The sequence below is a fragment of the Nostoc commune NIES-4072 genome, assembly GCF_003113895.1.
In the GTDB taxonomy this organism is placed as follows: domain Bacteria; phylum Cyanobacteriota; class Cyanobacteriia; order Cyanobacteriales; family Nostocaceae; genus Nostoc; species Nostoc commune.
Genome location: NZ_BDUD01000001.1, coordinates 6,553,421 through 6,572,230, shown reverse-complemented (window position 1 = coordinate 6,572,230; position 18,810 = coordinate 6,553,421). Strand labels below are relative to the sequence as shown.

Here is an 18,810-nt window from a genome sequence, read left to right as displayed (position 1 = left end):
CTCGCAGACAATTACAGTTAAGAATAGGCATACTGAAAGAGGGAGAAAACTTTAGACCACTCCCTTCCTAATCGGCGTGAAGGTGATTAAGCAAAAATGAGACGCAAACCTACTGGTAGATCGGCTACTACTTCTAAACCCTCTATTTTCCAATCCCCAATTTTTAACCTCTTCACTATCGCAATTATGGGAGGGGTGTTGATTTTGGGAATTGGGATTGGCATTGCTTTTAGTTCTACAACCACGTTAGCCCCATCAAATGTGGCTTCTCGTGAATTCATTGATTTGAAAGCACCTAACCCTGAAATTTGCGTGCAGTACGGAGCCAGCGCGATGGTGATGGACGCTCGACTGTTCGTCACTCTCAACCCCTTCAATGTCTATGTTGCCCAACCGAGTATGCGTCCTGGATGCGTAATCCGACAAAATAACTGGGCGCTTTTAGAGAACCGCAAGTTGGTGACATCTGAGCAGGTAAATGAGTGCAAAAATCGCCTGAATACCTTTGGCTTTACGGGTAACTTGGACAGTGATAAACCTGATATTAGGTGTATATATCAGAATGAAGCTGCTCAAAACTTCTTTACGGCTCAACCAGGAGCAGTTGGAACACCTCAAGAAACGGACAGATTTTAGATTTGGGCATGGGGCATTGGGCATTGGGCATGGGGCATTGGAGAAATTCTTCCCTTGTCTTCCCAGTTCCCAGCCTCCAGTCCCCAGTTCCCAGTCCCCCCAAATCACGATCATTCGTACTCATCACGGATAATGGTCAAACCTAAAGCTTTGTAGGCACTCAGCATATTATTAGATACTGTCGGTGCAGTTACTAGGTAAGTCAGGGCACGAATAGACTCCACTAGATAAGGAGCTGCTGTGTCTAATTTTTCTGCTGTCACTAATCCTACTACCTCTGCCGATCCAGCAATCATGGCTCGTTTGACGTGGGCTTCGTCTAGGTTAGGTACACTAATTCCAACTTCTGGATGTAAACTGCAAACTCCCAACATGCACAAATCTGCACGAATCATCCGTAATGTCTCAATCGTGACAGTACCCACGTTCACCAAGGCTTTTTTGTAGAGTTGTCCACCTAACATCACAACCTCTATATGGGGATGTTCTGCTAAAGCAACGGCGATTGGCGGACTATTTGTGATCACTGTTGCGTGCAAATCCAGGGGTAAATGACGGGTTACTTGGAGAGTTGTTGTACCTCCGTCTAAAATCACCACCTGTCCTGTACAAACTAATTTTGCTGCTGTCCGAGCGATCGCTTCCTTTTCTTTTGGCGCTTGCTTTTGGCGATCGGCATAACTAGCCGTGGCTGGAGATTTGAGGAGCGCTCCCCCATGAACGCGTTGTAATAGTCCAGTTTCTGCCAGTTCTCGCAAATCCCGGCGAATCGTATCTTCAGAAACTTTGAGAACAGCACTAAGTTCTGTCGAAAGTACCTTTTTATCACGACGCAGTATTTCTAAGATGAATTGTCGTCGTTCAGCAGTTAGCATAGTTAATTTTCCGGAAATTGCGTTTTTGGACTTGAAATTGCACGTTTGTGAGTTTATACTTATTGATATGCAAGTCTTTGTACGGTAATCCGTAACTTCAATTGAATTCAAGCACATTCATGCACAATTGCATGTATTGATTTTGGCATTTGATGAAATCACACGGTTCCACAGTGGTTCTGAGTGGTTAGCTTGAGCTTAGATAATTGTTGCCTAATGGGGGTTTTAACAATTTTTTTTAGTGCGATCGCGCGTCCTGTCTGTTCAAATTGTTTTTTATTCAATCAATAAACCATGACTATTATGAATACCCAATTTCCAATTGATCTCGGTGCTTACAAACCTTTAGCGCTCAATCCCGCAAATTCCAGCCTTACAACTGAAGAGCGAGAAACTCTAAAAGCGAATATTCAACTCTGCCGAGATGCGATCGTCTTTTTTACAGCGACTGGCGCTGCTAGCGGAGTGGGTGGTCATACTGGTGGGCCTTATGATACAGTGCCAGAGGTAATGATTCTCGATGCCTTTTTCCGGGGAGCATCGGAGCAATTTGTACCGATTTTCTTTGATGAGGCAGGACATCGAGTCGCCACCCAATATCTGATGGCAACATTACATGGTGATTTACCTGCCGAGCAACTTTTACGTTATCGGCAAGCACATTCCAATTTACCGGGACACCCGGAACTAAAACTAACTCCTGGTGTGAAATTTAGTTCTGGGCGCTTGGGCCATATTTGGCCTTACATCAATGGTGTGGCAATGGCGAATCCAGGCAAGGCTGTTTTCTGTCTCGGTTCTGATGGATCGCAGCAAGAAGGCAATGATGCCGAAGCTGCTCGCTTGGCTGTTGCTCAACATCTGAATGTCAAGCTGATTATTGATGACAATGATGTAACGATCGCTGGACATCCTTCTAAATATTTACCAGGTTTTAGTGTCGCCAAAACCTTAGAAGGGCATGGGTTAAAAGTACTTCAGGGAGACGGGGAAGACTTAGACGATTTATACCGTCGCCTGAGCGAAGCTGTGAATACTCCCGGAGCGATCGCTATTATCAATAAACGCCCGATGTGTCCTGGTATTGAAGGTTTAGAAGGCTCCATTCATGGCCATGATGTCATTTCTGTAGATTTAGCACTTAAGTATCTAAAATCTCGCGGACAAACTGCGGCTGTTGAATACCTTAAAAGTATTGAGAAACCCAAACAAACATATACGTTTCTGGGTTCCAGTGACAAATGGGGCGCTAACCGTAGTGTGTTTGGGGAAGCCGTGGTAGGTGTCCTCAGTCGCCTGAGTGAGGCGGAGCGTAAAGAAAAAGTCAAGGTCATTGATAGCGACTTAGAAGGCTCCTGCGGTTTAAAGAAAATTCATGAAACATACCCAGAAATATTTATTTCCTCCGGCATCATGGAACGGAGCAACTTCTCTGCTGCGGCTGGATTCGGGATGGACGAGGGTAAGCAAGGTATTTTTGCGACCTTCAGCGCCTTCTTAGAAATGTGTATCTCAGAAATTACGATGGCACGGCTAAACTATTCCAATGTTCTGTGTCATTTTTCCCATGCGGGTATAGATGACATGGCAGATAACAGCTGCCACTTTGGTTTGAACAATATGTTTGCCGACAATGGTTTGGATGATGGCTACCCAACACAGTTGTACTTCCCGGCAGATAATAATCAAATGACAGCTTGTGTAGAAGCTGTGTTTTTTGACCCTGGACTGCGGTTTATTTTCTCTACCCGTTCCAAAGTGCCCAATATTCAGGACAGCAACGGCAATGACTTCTTTGGAAGTGGCTACAAATTTGTTCCTGGTAAAGATGAGGTTATACGAGAAGGGACGCAAGGCTACATTATCAGTTTTGGCGATGCTCTCTACCGTGCCGTTGATGCTGTAGAACGTCTGAAACAAGAAGGACTGGACGTTGGTTTAATTAACAAACCAACTTTAAACACCATTGATGAAGAAATGATTACCAAAGTTGGTAATGCTCCTTTTGTGCTTGTAGTAGAACCCTTCAACCGTCGCACTGGCTTAGGCAGCCGTTTCGGTTCCTGGCTACTAGAGCGGGGGTTGACTCCCAAATATGCCCATCTTGGAACTCATAAAGAAGGTTGCGGCGGTTTGTGGGAACAGTACCCATATCAAGGTATCGATCCAGTCGGCATCATCAACAAGGTAAAGGAGTTAGTTGGAAAAAAATAATTCATTTATTAGGGCATAGCGTATAGTAAATGGGGCATTGGTTCGATTTCCCATGCCCCATGCCCAATGCCCCATGCCCAATTCCCTATTTTTATTTAGTTTTGGGTAAAGGTTGACCAAACTCAATGATTTGGGGATTGGAAGCATTGGGGATTGTTGGAACTGGAAATTCTGATATTCCCAAAGGAGGAATGTTATTTAAATTATTGGGTTGATTTGGGAAAGAAGGAGGGGGAAGAATCGAAGCAGGTTGTTGAGAGGATATATTTGGATTTAAAGGAGGTACGGTGACAAAAGGCTGTCCTGAGTTAGTAGTAATTGTTGAGGGCAGTTCATTGGATGGAGAGGGAACTGTGAGTAAGGGCAGTTGTAGATTAGTAGTTACGGGTGGGTTACTAGGTGGTTTTTGAAGTGTTTGAGGTTGTTTCTTGGCTGAAGGTGCGGACTTTCCTGGTTTTACGGCAGTAGTTTTACCAGAAATAACCGGACGTAATACCCAGCGAGTGGGGTTTTTTCGAGAAACAGGTTGCAGTTGTATCTGTTTAGGATTTAAAACAGTCCCTGGTGCTAAATCTAAGACAATGCGTGTGTCATTTGCATTCAGTTGAGAAACGCGAATGCTTTTGATTGCTCCAGAATAATTTTGTTGTGTAATAATTTTGCCCAACTTAGTATTCGGTAAATCTACAACAAGCCGAGATGGTTGAGCTAGGTAGAAATAACGGGGGGTTGTGCCTGCTGAGAGGGTGATTTCGAGTTGCTGTGTCTTGGAGGAAAAACGCCAATTTTCTAGCTTTGCCACTGGTGTCGCAGCAGTAGTGCAAGTTCCAAGGGCGATCGCTGCACAAAAGCCTAATAAACTGATGCTAAATAGCTGCTTATACCATTGGCAAAATTGCCTAGTCTTTAGTCCCTGATCCATTCTTTTTATCTGCTCCATAAAACCTATACAATGCGCTGACAATCCCGTAGATGCGATGAATCGCGTCTCTACAAATGCGATGAATCGCGTTTGTACCTACTCCCAATTAATTGGCTTTTTGGGGCACAGCAGTAAATTTTAGAGGTTGTGGAATACCATTTACGGTTAATTGACCTGTCATATTACTTTTATCCACAAGTTGCATTTGAATTGTGACTGAGTTTAGAGGATCATTTTGGGGGCGAGGAATATTACAAAGGATTGATTTACCAACTTTTCCAGATAAATTTAACTGTTGATTTCGGAAGATGCCTGCTAGAGAGTGCTTTTCGTTAATATCGGCGTTAGCGTTTGCCGATAATACAGAGGCATTTAAGTAAATACCCGACTGCTGAATGTTTAAAGTTAGAGTATCCGATTTTTCACAGTTAGGCAAATTCTCTGACAGGGTAAGACGATACCGACCGTTAATTGCAGGAGGAGCCTTGAGATTGTTTTCTCCGTAAGCAGTGACAGTTTTAAACAACAGTAGCACTGAAATTATTGTTACTCCGTAAAAAGTTAAAGATTTGAAGTTGAAATGATTCATGAATTTCAACTCCTTAATGTTGGCTCTTGACTACTAACTTCAGGAAGCATAGAGGCAAGGTGAGCGGTAACTTGGCTATAGCGGCGGGTTATTAGCAAGGAGGAACGACATTGGATAGCTAGTTGATCTGTATATCTTCCCAACGTTTGGCGCTCGATACCCCAAGCGCGGCTGGTACCAGCAATAGTTAGGTCTACACCTTCTGAGGCTTGAATTACGGCTTGGATTGGTTCTGAGGCTTCGATAATTTTGATTTCAATGCGATCGCGTACACTGCTGGGCAATTGTTCCATCATCGTGTGCAGTTCGTAACTCGATTCTTCCTTGGCATGATTTGCTACTATCTGTAATATCTGCAACATACAATCACGATTGATTAGCAGTCTCAAAGCTAGGATTAGTGCTAAATCATCATGGATATTAGCTGAATAAGGTACTAATAAACTTTCTAATTGCTCTTTACCTTTATCCACAAACACTGCTACATCCACTGGGGCAGTGGTAAGCATTTGTCCGACTCTTCCACCTAAACGATTACTACTAAAAGCTGGGCGATGCCAGCCGACGAGAATTAAATCAGCTTGTTCTGATGTGGCAATCTGTGCTGTTTCGCGGGCAACGTTGCTGGATATGCGAACGATAGGATGCACACAAGAACGAGTTTCTGGCGGTTCAAGAGTATTAATTAATTCTTGTAGCTGCTGGCGGCGCTGGGCGATTAATCGATCTGCTTCAACTGGGGTACTTTCAAAGGCATAGTCTTCTTCAAATTCAATCAGGCTAAGAGGGTTAACAATAGCAGGATATCGGTAATTAAGAGCGATACCTACGGCGGGCTGCGCCAACGCTACTGCCAACTGTACTAAACCTTTTTGGGTAGTTGGATTAGCTACTGGTACTAAAATTCGGAAAGGATGAGGGGAAGTTTTACCTTCAGCAAAGGTTTCTATACCTGTTTCTGCTTCTGTATCCGGTTCCACAACATCTAACCTGATCAGCTTTTTCGGATATGTCCATTCCAGCAGTGGCGAGGTCATGAATGTAGTTACCAATGCCATAATTACTAGCATGGTAAATATTAAGGGGGAAATTACTTTTAACTCTAGACCAATATTTAGTACTATCAGTTCGGTTAAACCGCGAGTGTTCATTAACCAACCAAGGGCTGAGGCTTCCCGTTTACTAATGCCACTGACACGGGCCGCTACATAAGTGCCAACATATTTGCCTGCGATCGCCACTCCTAAAACTAACGCACACAAAAGCCACAATTCTGGACGGTTGAGTAAACCAATCTGTGTCTTTAAGCCACTGTAGGCAAAAAATATTGGTAGCAAGAATATCAAAACAAAATCTTCGGTTTTTATTGCCAATTCCCGCACTAAATCTTCATTTTTGGGCATGGCTGCTCCCAGTAAAAATGCCCCAAAAATTAAATGAATACCAATTAGTTCAGTGATTAATGCCGACGCAACTACGCCCATATAAATCCCAGCTAGCAGCAATTGGCTAAGGCGTCCTGCACGGAGGTAGTGTTTGGCAAGGCGTTGGAGGAACCAACGTCCCGCCGTCAACATCAAGCCGATGTAAACTATGCTGGCCATAATTGTGGGTATCGCACCACCAAAGTCACCAGTTCGCGCAACTGCGATCGCTACTGCTAATAGACACCAAGCTGTCACATCATCCACTGCTGCACAAGTTAACGCCAAGGTTCCTAAACGCGTTCCTTGTAAATTGTTTTCAGTAATGATTCGCGCCAACACCGGAAAGGCCGTAATCGACATCGCCGCCCCCAAAAATAAGGCGAAGGCAGTGAAGGATACACTTGCATCGGAAACTAGGGGATAAAGTAGCACCGCTAGCAATGTTCCTAAAGAAAACGGCACTAAAATGCTGACATGAGAAGTTAAAACAGCTACTTCTAATTGTCCACTGAGGTATTTGGGATTTAGTTCTAGCCCAATCAGAAACATGAAAAATATTAGTCCCACCTGAGACAAAACATTTAGAAAAGGAATAGTTTCTGGTGGAAACAAGGAAACTGCTATATCGGGAGCAACTAAACCAAATAAAGATGGGCCAAGCATAATCCCGGCGACAATCTCACCAATTACGAGTGGTTGCTTAATAGAACGGAATCCTAGCCCTACTAGGCGTGAAAGCCCGATAATAATCAGCACTTCAACCAGAACGAGAATAACTATATGCATGGTTTCTTCAAAATTAACTATCTGGTTTCCCTAAGATAATTCTTTAAAAGACCGGGAAATGTCAAGCTTGTTAGATACAGCTAAGGTTAATTTATGCTTTGTTGTAATGTCAATTTTTGTCAATTACTAAGTAATTAATCTAAGATTTAAATTTGCTTAAGCGGAATATTTTTCATAGCTTGTACCTTGCAACATAAAGGCAATCAATGGTGATGCGCGGGAAGCCACTTCTCTAACGAGACGCTGCGCGAATGCGGTTCGTTTTTCTTCCTTATACTTAAATATGCTTTAGCGCAGCTTCATACAGAATTGGTATAACAAGCGGACACGATATTATAACCACTCACCACCCCGAAAACGCCAACGGGGAAAGATAATTCGCATCAGGCTTTGTGAACTAATAAAAACTGCTAGCCACACGACGGTATAGTGCAATAAAAAAACTGCTAACGGTAGTTCTTCTTTAGGTAAAGATATTGGTAAAAAGCCAAATAGTTTGACTCCACAGAACATAAATACTAATTCCCATATACCAGCTAAGAGTTGATAGGCTGCTGGCCAATCTCTATCCCATCGAAATTTTTGGAGATAGTTATAAAGCACATCCCAACCTAAGCCAAAGACGGCGACATAACCAAGTATCAAAAAATAAACCGAGTTAGCACTAGAACCAATCAAACCCGTTGCAAAGGGCAAAGACACAAGTACGCCCACCGTTGCAAGTAATAATAATCGAGTTTGCCAACGACCAAATAAAGTTGGTGTCATAGAAGTTAGGAGAGACGCGATTAATCGCGTCTGTACAAAAGTTATGATCGCTCAAGCTGGTAATCGAATTTAGAATGGTAAGTTGCTATAGCATCCCAATTGATCACATCTTCTAGCAAAGCTTGATAACCTAGTGTATTAGGATGTAGACCATCTTCACTCAAGCGTTTAAGCCGCCAATTTTCACCGCGTTCCATCCATTGCTCAAAAATATCTAAATAGGGAATCTGCCGTTTAGTACAAGCAATGCGAGTTGCTTCTTTGTAGCGGTACTGATCGGTATGATTATAGTAAAAACAATCTAAAAATGGCATCTTGGCTTCATCCACTGGCACCATGCCGACGAATAACACAGGACATAGTTGCTGTGCTAAATCTAAAAGAGTTGCAATTTCCTTTTCAAACAATGCAAAATCTGTGTAACTTCGGCCATTGGGACGCGCCAACCGCGCTGAGTCATTCACGCCTACTGATAATATAATCAAATCGGGGACACGATTTCGCAGTTCACCCCGGTGGCGGAACTCTACTTCTAGCCTTTGGGCTACTTGTTGCGTGCGATCGCCTCTTACCCCTAAATTATAAAGAACATGACCCGCACTATCTGGCAACATCCACCATCGCCGTAGTTGCTCAATCCAGCCTCCTTTTTCTGGGTCGCCGAATCCATAAATTAAGCTGTCCCCCAGTGCGACAATCTTCATGGGCTGAACGTGATTTGGTGGTACAGACAGCTGCATTGAGGAAGAAGCTACAAATGTGTGCATTTAACAACTATATTTTATATCTTTACAAGATTCTATACATTTCTATACCATAGATGGCTATCTTTAATGTCCAAGCATATATGGGGTTTCTACTTGTTGATATGGTTGCAAAGTTAATATTTGCCGCAGTTGAGCCTCTGAGGGTGAAGGTTGAGCCTCTGAGGGTGAAGGTTGAGCCTCAGAAGGTCAACGTCGAGCCTCTGAGGGTGAAAGTTGAGCCTCGGAAGGTCAACGTCGAGCCTCTGAGGGTGAAGGTTGAGCCTCAGAAGGTCAACGTCGAGCCTCTGAAGGTCAAAGTTGAGCCTCAGAAGGTCAACGTTGAGCCTCTGAGGGTGAAAGTTGAGCCTCAGAAGGTCAACATCGAGCCTCTGAGGGTGAAAGTTGAGCCTCAGAAGGTCAACGTTGAGCCTCTGAGGGTGAAAGTTGAGCCTCAGAAGGTCAACCTGCGGCTTCTCTTATTATTAATCAAGCTCAACGCAATGAAACTGTAGTTAGAACTTTAAAACAATTCAATTAATAACTTTCTCCACCGCCATCGTCACGGTTACTTCACCATCATTGGCGCACCCGGTAGCGGTAAAAGTGCCATTCTCGCCAAATATGTGACAAACAATCCTCAAGTTATTTATTACAATGCCGAACTTGAGGGTAAAAATCGTGCTGACGAATTTCTCATCAATATCTGCACGCAACTCATTAATCAATACTCGCTTAATTACACCTCTCTCCCAGATAACGCCACAGAGGGAAGTTGGTTTTTCTCTAGTCTTCTCCAGCAAATCAGCGATGAGTTAGAACCTCATCAAAAACTGATAATTGCCATTGATGCGTTGAATTGCATTGACCGCAACAGCCAACCACCCAGTACAAATCTGTTTTATCTCCCCCGCTATCTCCCGGATAAAGTCTATTTCCTCCTCACTCGTAGACCTTTCTTGCGCGAGAAGTCGGGTTTATTAATTGAAACGCCGTCACAAAGTCTTGATTTAGCAGATTATTCAGAAGAAAATCGGCGGGATATTCAAACTTATATTCAAAATTACCTAACCCCCCTAACCCCCCTTCCCTATGAGGGAAGGGGGGGACAAGATTACTCCCCTCCGCTACAAGGGGAGGGGTTGGGGGAGAGGTCAAATCTTAAATCTTGGCTGAGTAATCACCAGATTAATGAGCAAGAATTTAGCGATCGCCTCACCACTTTGAGCGAAGATAATTTTATGTATGTTAGCCAGATCATAGATGCGATCGCAGACAATTTCTACCCGGAATCTTTCGAGTCCAATCAACTCCCGCCTGGTTTAGAAGCATATTATCAGCAGCATTTACACAAAATGTTTCCACCCGAACAAGACACGGAACATAGCACAGATGTGTTAAATGTCTTAATACAGCAGCAAAAAGCAATATCAGTGGAAGCTTTAGCGCAGACTGCCGCAGCGATCGCACAAATCATTGATACTGATGAGTATGAAGTCGAAGAAGTGCTAGAAAATTGGCTAGAGTTCTTACAACAACAAAAAATCGCCTCAGAAACCCATTACAGTCTCTATCATTCCAACTTTCGAGACTGGCTAAGTAAACAAGCATTTAAAACCTTCTGAAAACTTTCATAACCCTCTCAGTTAATAGAGAAGGTTAGGGTGTGAAGAATGGAGCTAAGCGGATTCGAACCGCTGACCCCCTCAATGCCATTGAGGTGCGCTACCAACTGCGCTATAACCCCTTAAAATCCATTATACATAATGGCTTGATTATTGGTACTTTGTCAAGCTTTTTGTGAAAAATAAATTTTTAATATCTCCTCAACCACTGGACACTCACAACGATACTTGCAACAAATAGGTCATACAGTGCCCCATCAAAAAGTAAACTACTAACATGGCAGCAGCAGCCAGAGCAACTAATGTACCAGCCAACATCAGAGAAAATTCTTTACTCTCGTAGGCTTTTTCCATTAAGTGTAGTGACCACGCCACTAGGGCGACATCAAAAAGTAAAATAGGAAGCAACATATTTTTTAATATTTGTTAATACTTGTAAAATAATATTAACACCGTTTCAGGGAAGTGTGTCTAACCTTAGATGGATGTCATTAAACAGTAAATGATGGATTAGGAGAATGTTCTTACTGGCACATTGCGATCGCGCAAGTAATTTTTGATTTCTGCTACGCTTAATTGTCCGTAATGTAACAGGGATGCGAGTAATGCTGCTTCAGCTTTGCCTTGGGTTAGGGCTGTGTAGATATGTTCACAATTACCTGCACCACCTGAAGCAATGACTGGAATTTCTACAGCATTGGCAATTGCCCGTGTGATCTCAATGTCATACCCGGCTTGGGTTCCATCAGCATCCATACTTGTTACTAGCAGTTCACCGGCCCCCCGTTTTTCAACATCTTGTGCCCACAGTAGAGCATCTAAGCCTGTATTTTCCCTGCCACCCCGCACATACACATCCCAACCTGGATTTTCCGGGTTATTTCTGCGTCTGGCATCAATTGCAACAACTATGCACTGATTACCAAAGCGATCGCTTGCCCGATTAATCAAGTCTGGATCACGCACCGCCGCAGAATTAATACTAACCTTATCTGCGCCTGCTCGTAACAAAGCTTTAACATTTTCTAAGGATTGAATGCCACCACCCACAGTCAATGGAATAAAGACCTGTTCAGCAGTTCGGTAGACCACATCTAAAATAGTAGCTCGGTCTTCATGAGTAGCTGTAATATCCAGAAATACTAACTCATCAGCACCGGCTTCGTTGTAAACCTTGGCCAGCTCTACCGGATCGCCTGCATCTTGGAGATTTACAAAGTTAACTCCTTTTACAACCCGTCCCGCCTTCACATCTAAGCACGGTAAGATTCTTTTAGATAACATAATAACTTTTGTACTTCTGGGTAATTGACCGGAATTTAAATTTTAAATTGGCGCGGGTATTCTCAAACTAAAATTTTCACGTATTGGGTATGGGGCATTGGGCATGGGGCATGGGGCATTGGTTCTTCTTTCTCCCCCTGCCTCCCCTGCCTCCCCTGCTCCCCCACTCCCCACTCCCCACTCCCTAGTCCCTTAAAAGTAGATAGCTGAATTATGGCGATAATCTCCTCGAAAAAACAGCCTCCAGAACCCAACGGAGAACCAAAGCAGCTTCGAGAGTCGGTGAAAGCACCATCCACAGAAAATATTTTGAAGCCTGAAGCTGCTATTGATGAACAAGAACAGCAGGAAGAGGGTATTCGACCACACCGATTTGCTGATTATATTGGGCAAAAAGATTTAAAGGATGTGCTAGATATTGCCATCAAAGCAGCCAAGTCTCGTGGTGAGGTGCTGGATCATTTGCTGTTGTATGGGCCGCCGGGATTGGGCAAAACCACAATGGCAATGATTTTAGCATCGGAAATGGGGGTAAATTACAAAATTACTAGTGCGCCAGCCCTAGAACGTCCACGGGATATTGTCGGGCTACTGGTGAATATGAAACCAGGTGATATTTTATTTGTGGATGAAATTCATCGCCTCTCACGGATGACGGAGGAAATTCTCTATCCCGCGATGGAAGATTATCGCTTAGATATTACTATTGGTAAGGGTTCCAGCGCTCGGATTAGAAGTTTGCCGCTATCAAAGTTTACCTTAGTAGGAGCTACAACTCGTGTGGGTGCTTTAACTTCACCACTGCGCGATCGCTTCGGTTTAATTCAAAAACTGCGATTTTACGAAGTTGACGAACTGACTCAAATTGTACTGCGAACCGCTCAATTACTCAAAACCCCTATTACAGAAGATGGTGCTACAGAAATTGCCCGTCGTTCACGCGGTACACCACGGATTGCTAATAGATTACTCAAACGAGTCCGTGATTATGCGGAAGTAAAAATATCTGGTGAGATTAATGAAAGCATTGCATCTGAGGCATTGCAACTATTTCAAGTAGATCCTTGCGGTTTAGATTGGACAGACCGCCAGATGCTGAGTGTAATAATTGAACAATTTAACGGCGGCCCAGTGGGGTTAGAAACAATGGCAGCAGCGACGGGTGAAGATACTCAAACAATTGAAGAGGTGTACGAACCTTACCTTATGCAGATTGGGTATTTAACTCGGACTCATCGCGGCAGGATGGCGACAAAGGCAGCATACAAGCATTTGGGGTTCACGCCGCCTAATGAACAGTTGTCATTATTGTAATTATGGGCATTGGGCATTGGGCATTGGGCATTGGGCATTGGAATGAGTCTTTGATACTCGTGAATGAGTCTTTGATACTCGTGAATGAGTCTTTGATACTCGTGAATGAGTCTTTGATACTCGTGAATGAGTCTTTTCTCTACTCCTGTCCCCAATACTTCGGCAACGCTGAGTACAAGTGCCCCATGCCCCATGCCCCATGCCCTATGCCCCATGCCCCATGCCCCATCTTTAAGATAAACAGGTAAACCTAGATGATTAAGTTGATTGGTATTGTTCTCAGTCTGTTACTTGTGTTTGGCTGGGGTACTCCAGTTATGGCACAATCTCAACCGCCCATTACTCAAGAACAGTTAAAACAAGGCGATGAGTGGGCAAATCAAGCGTTTGCAGCAACGAATCAAGGTGACTTTGCGACGGCTGAAACTTATTGGACAAAGATTATTGAGCAATTTCCCACAAATGCAGGGGCCTGGAGTAACCGGGGAAATTCGCGGGTGAGTCAGAATAAGTTACAAGAAGCGATCGCAGATTATAACAAAGCTATAGAACTAGCGCCAAATGTCACCGATCCTTATTTGAACAGGGGTGCGGCGTTGGAAGGAATGGGAAAATGGGATTCGGCGATCGCAGATTATAATCATGTCTTAGAACTCGATCCTAATGATGCGATGGCATATAACAATCGCGGAAATGCCAAAACAGGTTTAGGAAAATGGGAAGATGCGATCGCAGACTACAAAAAATCTAATGAGATAGCCCCAAATTTTGCCTTCGCCCGTGCTAACTATGCCCTCGCTCTTTATGAAACAGGTCAAAAAGAGCAAGCAATCCGTGAAATGCGAAATATCGCCCGTAAATACTCCAAATTTGCTGATGTGCGTGCCGCCCTCACAGCTGCATATTGGGTAAATGGAGAACAAGGTGAAGCCGAAAGCAACTGGGTAGCAGCTTATGGACTTGATAGCCGCTATAAAGATATCGACTGGGTAAAAAATATCCGCCGTTGGCCGCCAAGTATGGTGGTGGCTTTAGATAAATTCTTGAAAATCAAGTAGGCACTTCTAAGTCAGCAAATTTTTTTTTACTTTGCCTATGCTTATCTACCTGTTTTCTGGTATACATCATTGTAGTTAACCAGAAGCAGAAATTATGACTCATTTTGGACTGATCTGTCCGGCAGCAACTGGTCATCTCAACCCCATGACCACGCTAGGGCATGAACTTAAAAAACGTGGTCATCGCGTCACCCTATTCGGTATACTTGACGCTCAATCTAAGACACTAGCAGCTGGATTGGAATTTTGGGCAATTGGCGAGTCTGAGTTTCCCCGTGGAGTGATGGCGCAGTTGTTTGCCCAACTAGGAAAACTTAGTGGATTAGCTGCATTACGGTATACGATCGCTTGGATAGAGAAGATGGCGGCTATGTTTCTTAGGGAAGCTCCACAAGCCCTTAAAGAAGCTGGAGTAGAGGCGCTACTAGTAGACCAGGTTTCACCCGAAGGAGGAACAATTGCAGAATTCTTAGGCATTCCGTTTGTCAGCGTGTGCAACGCCATGATGATTAATCGGGATGTCAGCGTTCCACCTTTTAACACCTCTTGGAGCTATAGTTCAACATGGTGGGCATTGTTACGCAACAGAGTGGGTTATGAGTTGTTAAACTATGTTGGGCGACCAATCAGGGAGGTCATAGATGAATATCGCCGAGAATGGAAGTTACCCCCTCATTTTAGTGCCAACGACTCTTACTCTCAACTAGCTCAGATCAGCCAACAGCCTGCGGAGTTAGAATTTCCAAGGGAGAATTTACCCAATAGTTTCCATTTCACAGGGCCATACCATCACACAGTCACTAGGGAACCCGTATCTTTCCCCTTTGAAAAGTTGTCTGGGCAACCGTTAATTTACGCTTCGATGGGGACTGTACAAAATCGCCTATTGAGAATTTTCAACTTTTTTGCCGAAGCTTGTAACGAATTAAATGCTCAATTAGTTATTTCTTTAGGTGGTTCTGCAACTCCAGAGTCTCTGCAAGAGCTACCCGGAAATCCCTTGGTTGTTGGTTATGCACCCCAACTGGAATTGCTGCAAAAAGCTACTCTCACCATTACCCATGCTGGCATGAATACCACTTTGGAATCTCTGAGTAATGGGGTGCCGATGGTGGCAATACCAATTACCAATGATCAACCAGGTGTAGCAGCACGTTTAGTTTGGGCTGGTGCTGGTGAAATGATTCCCCTAAATCGATTGAATGTTCCCCGGTTGCGAGCCGCTATACAAAAAGTGCTAACGGAAGATTCTTATAAAAAAAATGCAGTTAGGTTACAAGAGGCGATTCAGAAAGCAGGGGGTGTGAGTCGAGCCATTGATATTGTGGAACAAGTCGTTGCTACAGGAAAGCCTGTACTTTCTGATGCTAAATGATCCGGGAATTTTTCAGAGAATTGTTGCTTTAGTTTTATTACATTGGGGATTTATATATGACAGCTTTAACTTGCGAAACGATACTTCCCAATGGGATGAAAATCTTTTATTTGCGAGAAGAAGAAGTACTTACTCTTTACGAACAAATCCAGGAATATTTCAGGAATGGGATAGAGTTACACGAGGATGATACTGTTTTTGATGTGGGAGCCAACATTGGTTTATTTACCCTTTGCGTATATCATCTGTGTAATCAAAATGTTAATGTTTATGCGTTCGAGCCTATCCCAGCTATTTTTGATGTGCTGCACGCTAATGCTCAACGTGTTGATCCAGAAAAACTCAGAGTATTTCCCTGTGGACTTTCAAGGGAGGCAAAGATAATGACCTTTGCTTACTATCCCAACGCTACACCTTTATCTAACGCATACCCAGAAGGCTTAAAGGAGGATCGCGAGCAATTAAAGAGGACTGTCCTGAAAAATCTCAAAGATGCTCCTCCATTTATTCGTTGGCTCCGTTGGCTTCCTCCATTCCTTAGATCGTTTATTCTCGACTTTAAATTAGAAAAAGCTTTTCAAATAGAACCAGTCAATTGCCAGTTAAGAACTATATCAGATATCGTTCGCAATCATAATATTCAGCAGATTGATTTACTGAAAGTGGATGTGGAGAAAAGCGAGTTAGATGTCCTGTTAGGCATAGAAGAACCGCATTGGCAAATAATCAAGCAAGTGGTCGTTGAAGTTCATGATTTTGATAGCAGAGTTGAAAAAATTACAACTTTACTAAAAGAACAGGGATTGAGCAAAATTACAATTGAGCAGGAACCTATTTTCAAGGGTTCTAAGATTTTTAATCTGTATGCCTTGCGCTAGCAGCTTGATGATAAATCATTGGCTTTAAACCAAACTAGTCTCCTGAACTGCCTGATTTTGCTCACGCTTCCCGGTCACTATCATCTGTACACTTCCTCCTGGCCCCAATAGCGCCCCCTTACGGGCTGGCTGCACTGGTTTGCTATCAGCTAACTCCATCTGCCAGCGAGACAGCACTGTTGCCAAAACCACCTTCATCTCAAACAGCGCAAATGCCATGCCAATACAGCGACGGTTCCCGCCACCAAAAGGTAAATACTCAAAAGGGGTAAATTGCCGTTCCAGAAAACGCTCTGGTTTAAATTGCTTCGACTGGGGATATAAATCTTCTCGATGATGGGTCAGATAAATGCAGGGAATTATCACAGTACCAGGATTTAACTGATAACCCATGACTTCTAACGAAGATTTAACCAAGCGATTTAATGCCAACATTGCCACTGGATACAGGCGTAGAGTTTCCGAACAAACAGCACTCAAATAGGGCAATCGCAAAATAGCATTTGGATCGGGGTTTTCGCCCAGGCTATCTAGTTCTTGCAGTAGTTTTGCACGCACCTCTGGCAAATGGTGAATCCAGTAGAAAGCCCATGCTAAAGAAGTTGCAGTAGTTTCGTGACCCGCCACCAAGAGGGTAATTAACTCATCGCGTAACTCTACATCAGTCATCGACTGCCCCTCTTCATCACAAGCTGCCATCATCAAAGATAGGATATCAGTCCGAGATGGGTCAGGTTGCTGTTTGCGTTCTTGAATCTCAGCATATATGAGTTCATCCATTTGCTCTCGTAAACGCAAAAATTTTCCCCAAGGACTCCAAGAACCTAAATCTCGTTGCAGTGATGGGAAAACAAGCATCATTGCCGTAATAAAAGGTTGCTGTGGATTCAGGATTTTCAGCAGCACTTCCTTGAGTTTTTCATAACGTGGACCATCTGTTAGACCAAATACAGCTTTCAAAATCACCTCTAAGGAGATTTCTTGCATAGATGGCAGAACTGAAAAGGATTCCCCAACTTGCCATTGACTAATCACTTGCTCAGTGATGTCACGGGTTAACTGACCATAAGCCAGCATTCTTTCTCCATGTAAAGGGGGTGTCAACAACTTTCGTTGGCGCTGGTGAGGCTTACCTTCTAGAGCTAATAATGATTGCCGTCCTAATAAAGGCGATTTAATACCCGCGTGTTCACCAGAGTCCAACTGTTTTGGATCTGTAGTAAAAATCTGCTGAATTGCCTGGGGATTACTAATGAATACTTGGGGAGTAAAAACTGGGCCAATCCTAAGAGTGAAGATATCACCATAGCGTTTAGCACAGGCTTCCATATACTCTAAAGGATTAGTCAGCCACTGATATGTCTGTACCCAAGGGTGAGTTTTAGGGCCGTTAGGCAGTTTAAGTGCAGACATTTTTATTAATCTCCCAATGATTAAAGCAAAATTGTTATCAGTCAGTCATTTATGCACCCGTAGCTTGATTAATCTTAGACCACAGATTGGGCAGATGAACTTACCAATTCTTGAATCTGCCTTGGAGTCAATTCTTGCACATTACGCAAAACTACTGCTGCTCCGGCTGCTATTAGTGTCTCACTGTATGCATCACTACGCGCTGCTGTTTCCTGCACATGGGGTGGTAAAACCCCTACACCAAGCCAAGTGTGAGCAGAATCTAGACTCCGCGCTTTCTCGACGGTATACATATCTGCTACCGTATCTCCCACATAGACTACAGCTAATTTTTGCTCAATTCCATTATCTAATTCACGAACTGTAGCGAAAAGTCCCGTAGGATCAGGTTTTCCTGGCGCATCTTCCATCGCAATCAACACTGGAGATTCCAAGCCCAGGCGTTTTTCTAATACATAGTTGGCGGAAGCACGAGTTGCACCGCTAAAAAATCCCCAAGCAATCCCGGCTTGGGTAAGTTGCTCTAAATAGCTAGGTTGTAATAATAAGGGTTCATTACAGATATACCCTGTAAAATTATTTGGGTCTGAACCTCGGTAGCGGGATTGAAAAAAAGCAACGATCGCACTGTAATCTAATTGCAGTTGTTCTCGGCTCTGTCCTTGGGTTTCAAAGTAGCGGTAAATTAATTCCTGCGATGCTTCCCAATCGTTATTCCACACACCTTCAGACTTCAGTTGGTCAATATCCAGTGGGGTTGGACGATATGCTTGGGTAGTAAAATATTCTACGGTATCTGCGATCGCCCGGCGATAGGAACCGCTAACATCGCGCACAACACCATCAATATCGAAAATAACGATCGCTTTTACAGAAGTTTGTTGAGTCATGGAGTAGGAAGCA

18 protein-coding genes and 1 tRNA gene are annotated in these 18,810 nt (G+C 43.6%); 8 read left to right on the top strand and 11 right to left on the bottom strand.

All coding sequences use genetic code 11. From position 1 onward, the window contains the following. The first annotated feature begins 96 nt into the window (after window positions 1-96). The gene (locus CDC33_RS29350) at window positions 97-636 is read left to right on the top strand and encodes a DUF3172 domain-containing protein (protein ID WP_109011918.1); all 540 of its coding nucleotides are present in this window, start codon (window positions 97-99) and stop codon (window positions 634-636) included. Between the two features lie 110 nt (window positions 637-746). On the opposite strand, the gene CDC33_RS29345 is transcribed toward CDC33_RS29350, so the two are convergent. Next, complete coding sequence (locus CDC33_RS29345) at window positions 747-1,511, bottom strand: DeoR/GlpR family DNA-binding transcription regulator (protein WP_109011917.1); 765 nt, start codon at window positions 1,509-1,511, stop codon at window positions 747-749. Between the two features lie 294 nt (window positions 1,512-1,805). On the opposite strand from CDC33_RS29345, the gene CDC33_RS29340 reads away from it, so the two are divergent. Beyond that, complete coding sequence (locus CDC33_RS29340; protein WP_109011916.1) at window positions 1,806-3,725, top strand: thiamine pyrophosphate-binding protein; 1,920 nt, start codon at window positions 1,806-1,808, stop codon at window positions 3,723-3,725. Window positions 3,726-3,816: 91 nt separating this feature from the next. On the opposite strand, the gene CDC33_RS29335 is transcribed toward CDC33_RS29340, so the two are convergent. The 5 genes from CDC33_RS29335 to CDC33_RS29315 form a co-directional block, all read right to left on the bottom strand. Beyond that, window positions 3,817-4,647 carry an AMIN domain-containing protein gene (locus tag CDC33_RS29335; RefSeq protein WP_109011915.1) on the bottom strand — a complete coding sequence of 277 codons (831 nt, stop codon included), beginning with the start codon at window positions 4,645-4,647 and terminating at the stop codon, window positions 3,817-3,819. Between the two features lie 106 nt (window positions 4,648-4,753). After that, window positions 4,754-5,236 (bottom strand): hypothetical protein, encoded by a 483-nt coding sequence (locus tag CDC33_RS29330; protein ID WP_109011914.1) that lies wholly within the window; start codon window positions 5,234-5,236, stop codon window positions 4,754-4,756. Window positions 5,237-5,241: 5 nt separating this feature from the next. Then, on the bottom strand, window positions 5,242-7,449 hold the full coding sequence (locus CDC33_RS29325; RefSeq protein ID WP_109011913.1) for a cation:proton antiporter: 2,208 nt from the start codon (window positions 7,447-7,449) through the stop codon (window positions 5,242-5,244). 333 nt (window positions 7,450-7,782) lie between these two features. Further along, window positions 7,783-8,217: a hypothetical protein gene (locus CDC33_RS29320; protein WP_109011912.1), complete on the bottom strand. Its 435-nt coding sequence runs from the start codon at window positions 8,215-8,217 to the stop codon at window positions 7,783-7,785. Window positions 8,218-8,258: 41 nt separating this feature from the next. Next, complete coding sequence (locus CDC33_RS29315) at window positions 8,259-8,984, bottom strand: GDSL-type esterase/lipase family protein (RefSeq protein ID WP_181374170.1); 726 nt, start codon at window positions 8,982-8,984, stop codon at window positions 8,259-8,261. Window positions 8,985-9,064: 80 nt separating this feature from the next. On the opposite strand from CDC33_RS29315, the gene CDC33_RS29310 reads away from it, so the two are divergent. Continuing rightward, a complete protein-coding gene (locus CDC33_RS29310) occupies window positions 9,065-9,475 on the top strand; it encodes a ribosomal eL19 family protein (RefSeq protein WP_219930076.1) in 411 nt (136 codons plus the stop codon). A gap of 111 nt (window positions 9,476-9,586) precedes the next feature. After that, a complete protein-coding gene (locus tag CDC33_RS29305) occupies window positions 9,587-10,585 on the top strand; it encodes an ATP-binding protein (RefSeq protein ID WP_181374169.1) in 999 nt (332 codons plus the stop codon). A gap of 49 nt (window positions 10,586-10,634) precedes the next feature. Here the strand turns inward: CDC33_RS29305 and CDC33_RS29300 are convergent. The 3 genes from CDC33_RS29300 to hisF all read right to left on the bottom strand — a co-directional run bounded on the left by CDC33_RS29300 (window position 10,635) and on the right by hisF (window position 11,869). After that, window positions 10,635-10,707: transfer RNA gene (locus tag CDC33_RS29300), tRNA-Ala, on the bottom strand. 94 nt (window positions 10,708-10,801) lie between these two features. Beyond that, window positions 10,802-10,996 carry a hypothetical protein gene (locus CDC33_RS29295; protein ID WP_012410736.1) on the bottom strand — a complete coding sequence of 65 codons (195 nt, stop codon included), beginning with the start codon at window positions 10,994-10,996 and terminating at the stop codon, window positions 10,802-10,804. A gap of 99 nt (window positions 10,997-11,095) precedes the next feature. Further along, a complete protein-coding gene (hisF, locus tag CDC33_RS29290; protein ID WP_109011910.1) occupies window positions 11,096-11,869 on the bottom strand; it encodes an imidazole glycerol phosphate synthase subunit HisF in 774 nt (257 codons plus the stop codon). A 213-nt stretch (window positions 11,870-12,082) separates the two neighbouring features. On the opposite strand from hisF, the gene ruvB reads away from it, so the two are divergent. From ruvB to CDC33_RS29265, 4 genes are all read left to right on the top strand, one after another. After that, on the top strand, window positions 12,083-13,183 hold the full coding sequence (ruvB, locus tag CDC33_RS29285; RefSeq protein WP_109011909.1) for a Holliday junction branch migration DNA helicase RuvB: 1,101 nt from the start codon (window positions 12,083-12,085) through the stop codon (window positions 13,181-13,183). Window positions 13,184-13,437: 254 nt separating this feature from the next. Continuing rightward, window positions 13,438-14,241: a tetratricopeptide repeat protein gene (locus tag CDC33_RS29275; protein ID WP_109011907.1), complete on the top strand. Its 804-nt coding sequence runs from the start codon at window positions 13,438-13,440 to the stop codon at window positions 14,239-14,241. A 94-nt stretch (window positions 14,242-14,335) separates the two neighbouring features. Further along, a complete protein-coding gene (locus CDC33_RS29270) occupies window positions 14,336-15,616 on the top strand; it encodes a glycosyltransferase (protein WP_109011906.1) in 1,281 nt (426 codons plus the stop codon). A 56-nt stretch (window positions 15,617-15,672) separates the two neighbouring features. Continuing rightward, window positions 15,673-16,494: an FkbM family methyltransferase gene (locus CDC33_RS29265; protein WP_219930075.1), complete on the top strand. Its 822-nt coding sequence runs from the start codon at window positions 15,673-15,675 to the stop codon at window positions 16,492-16,494. A gap of 24 nt (window positions 16,495-16,518) precedes the next feature. Here CDC33_RS29265 and CDC33_RS29260 read toward each other — a convergent pair whose 3' ends face one another. Together CDC33_RS29260 and CDC33_RS29255 are read right to left on the bottom strand one after the other, a co-directional pair. Then, the gene (locus CDC33_RS29260; RefSeq protein ID WP_109011904.1) at window positions 16,519-17,907 is read right to left on the bottom strand and encodes a cytochrome P450; all 1,389 of its coding nucleotides are present in this window, start codon (window positions 17,905-17,907) and stop codon (window positions 16,519-16,521) included. Between the two features lie 74 nt (window positions 17,908-17,981). After that, window positions 17,982-18,797, bottom strand: a complete 816-nt coding sequence (locus CDC33_RS29255; protein ID WP_109011903.1) for a TIGR01548 family HAD-type hydrolase — start codon at window positions 18,795-18,797, stop codon at window positions 17,982-17,984. Window positions 18,798-18,810: the final 13 nt, after the last annotated feature.

Coding starts and splice junctions, on each gene's coding strand:
- CDC33_RS29350 (WP_109011918.1), top strand. CDS start 97: ATGAGACGCAAACCTACTGGTAGATCGGCTACTACTTCTAAACCCTCT.
- CDC33_RS29345 (WP_109011917.1), bottom strand. CDS start 1,511: ATGCTAACTGCTGAACGACGACAATTCATCTTAGAAATACTGCGTCGT.
- CDC33_RS29340 (WP_109011916.1), top strand. CDS start 1,806: ATGACTATTATGAATACCCAATTTCCAATTGATCTCGGTGCTTACAAA.
- CDC33_RS29335 (WP_109011915.1), bottom strand. CDS start 4,647: ATGGATCAGGGACTAAAGACTAGGCAATTTTGCCAATGGTATAAGCAG.
- CDC33_RS29330 (WP_109011914.1), bottom strand. CDS start 5,236: ATGAATCATTTCAACTTCAAATCTTTAACTTTTTACGGAGTAACAATA.
- CDC33_RS29325 (WP_109011913.1), bottom strand. CDS start 7,449: ATGCATATAGTTATTCTCGTTCTGGTTGAAGTGCTGATTATTATCGGG.
- CDC33_RS29320 (WP_109011912.1), bottom strand. CDS start 8,217: ATGACACCAACTTTATTTGGTCGTTGGCAAACTCGATTATTATTACTT.
- CDC33_RS29315 (WP_181374170.1), bottom strand. CDS start 8,984: ATGCACACATTTGTAGCTTCTTCCTCAATGCAGCTGTCTGTACCACCA.
- CDC33_RS29310 (WP_219930076.1), top strand. CDS start 9,065: ATGGGGTTTCTACTTGTTGATATGGTTGCAAAGTTAATATTTGCCGCA.
- CDC33_RS29295 (WP_012410736.1), bottom strand. CDS start 10,996: ATGTTGCTTCCTATTTTACTTTTTGATGTCGCCCTAGTGGCGTGGTCA.
- hisF (WP_109011910.1), bottom strand. CDS start 11,869: ATGTTATCTAAAAGAATCTTACCGTGCTTAGATGTGAAGGCGGGACGG.
- ruvB (WP_109011909.1), top strand. CDS start 12,083: ATGGCGATAATCTCCTCGAAAAAACAGCCTCCAGAACCCAACGGAGAA.
- CDC33_RS29275 (WP_109011907.1), top strand. CDS start 13,438: ATGATTAAGTTGATTGGTATTGTTCTCAGTCTGTTACTTGTGTTTGGC.
- CDC33_RS29270 (WP_109011906.1), top strand. CDS start 14,336: ATGACTCATTTTGGACTGATCTGTCCGGCAGCAACTGGTCATCTCAAC.
- CDC33_RS29265 (WP_219930075.1), top strand. CDS start 15,673: ATGACAGCTTTAACTTGCGAAACGATACTTCCCAATGGGATGAAAATC.
- CDC33_RS29260 (WP_109011904.1), bottom strand. CDS start 17,907: ATGTCTGCACTTAAACTGCCTAACGGCCCTAAAACTCACCCTTGGGTA.
- CDC33_RS29255 (WP_109011903.1), bottom strand. CDS start 18,797: ATGACTCAACAAACTTCTGTAAAAGCGATCGTTATTTTCGATATTGAT.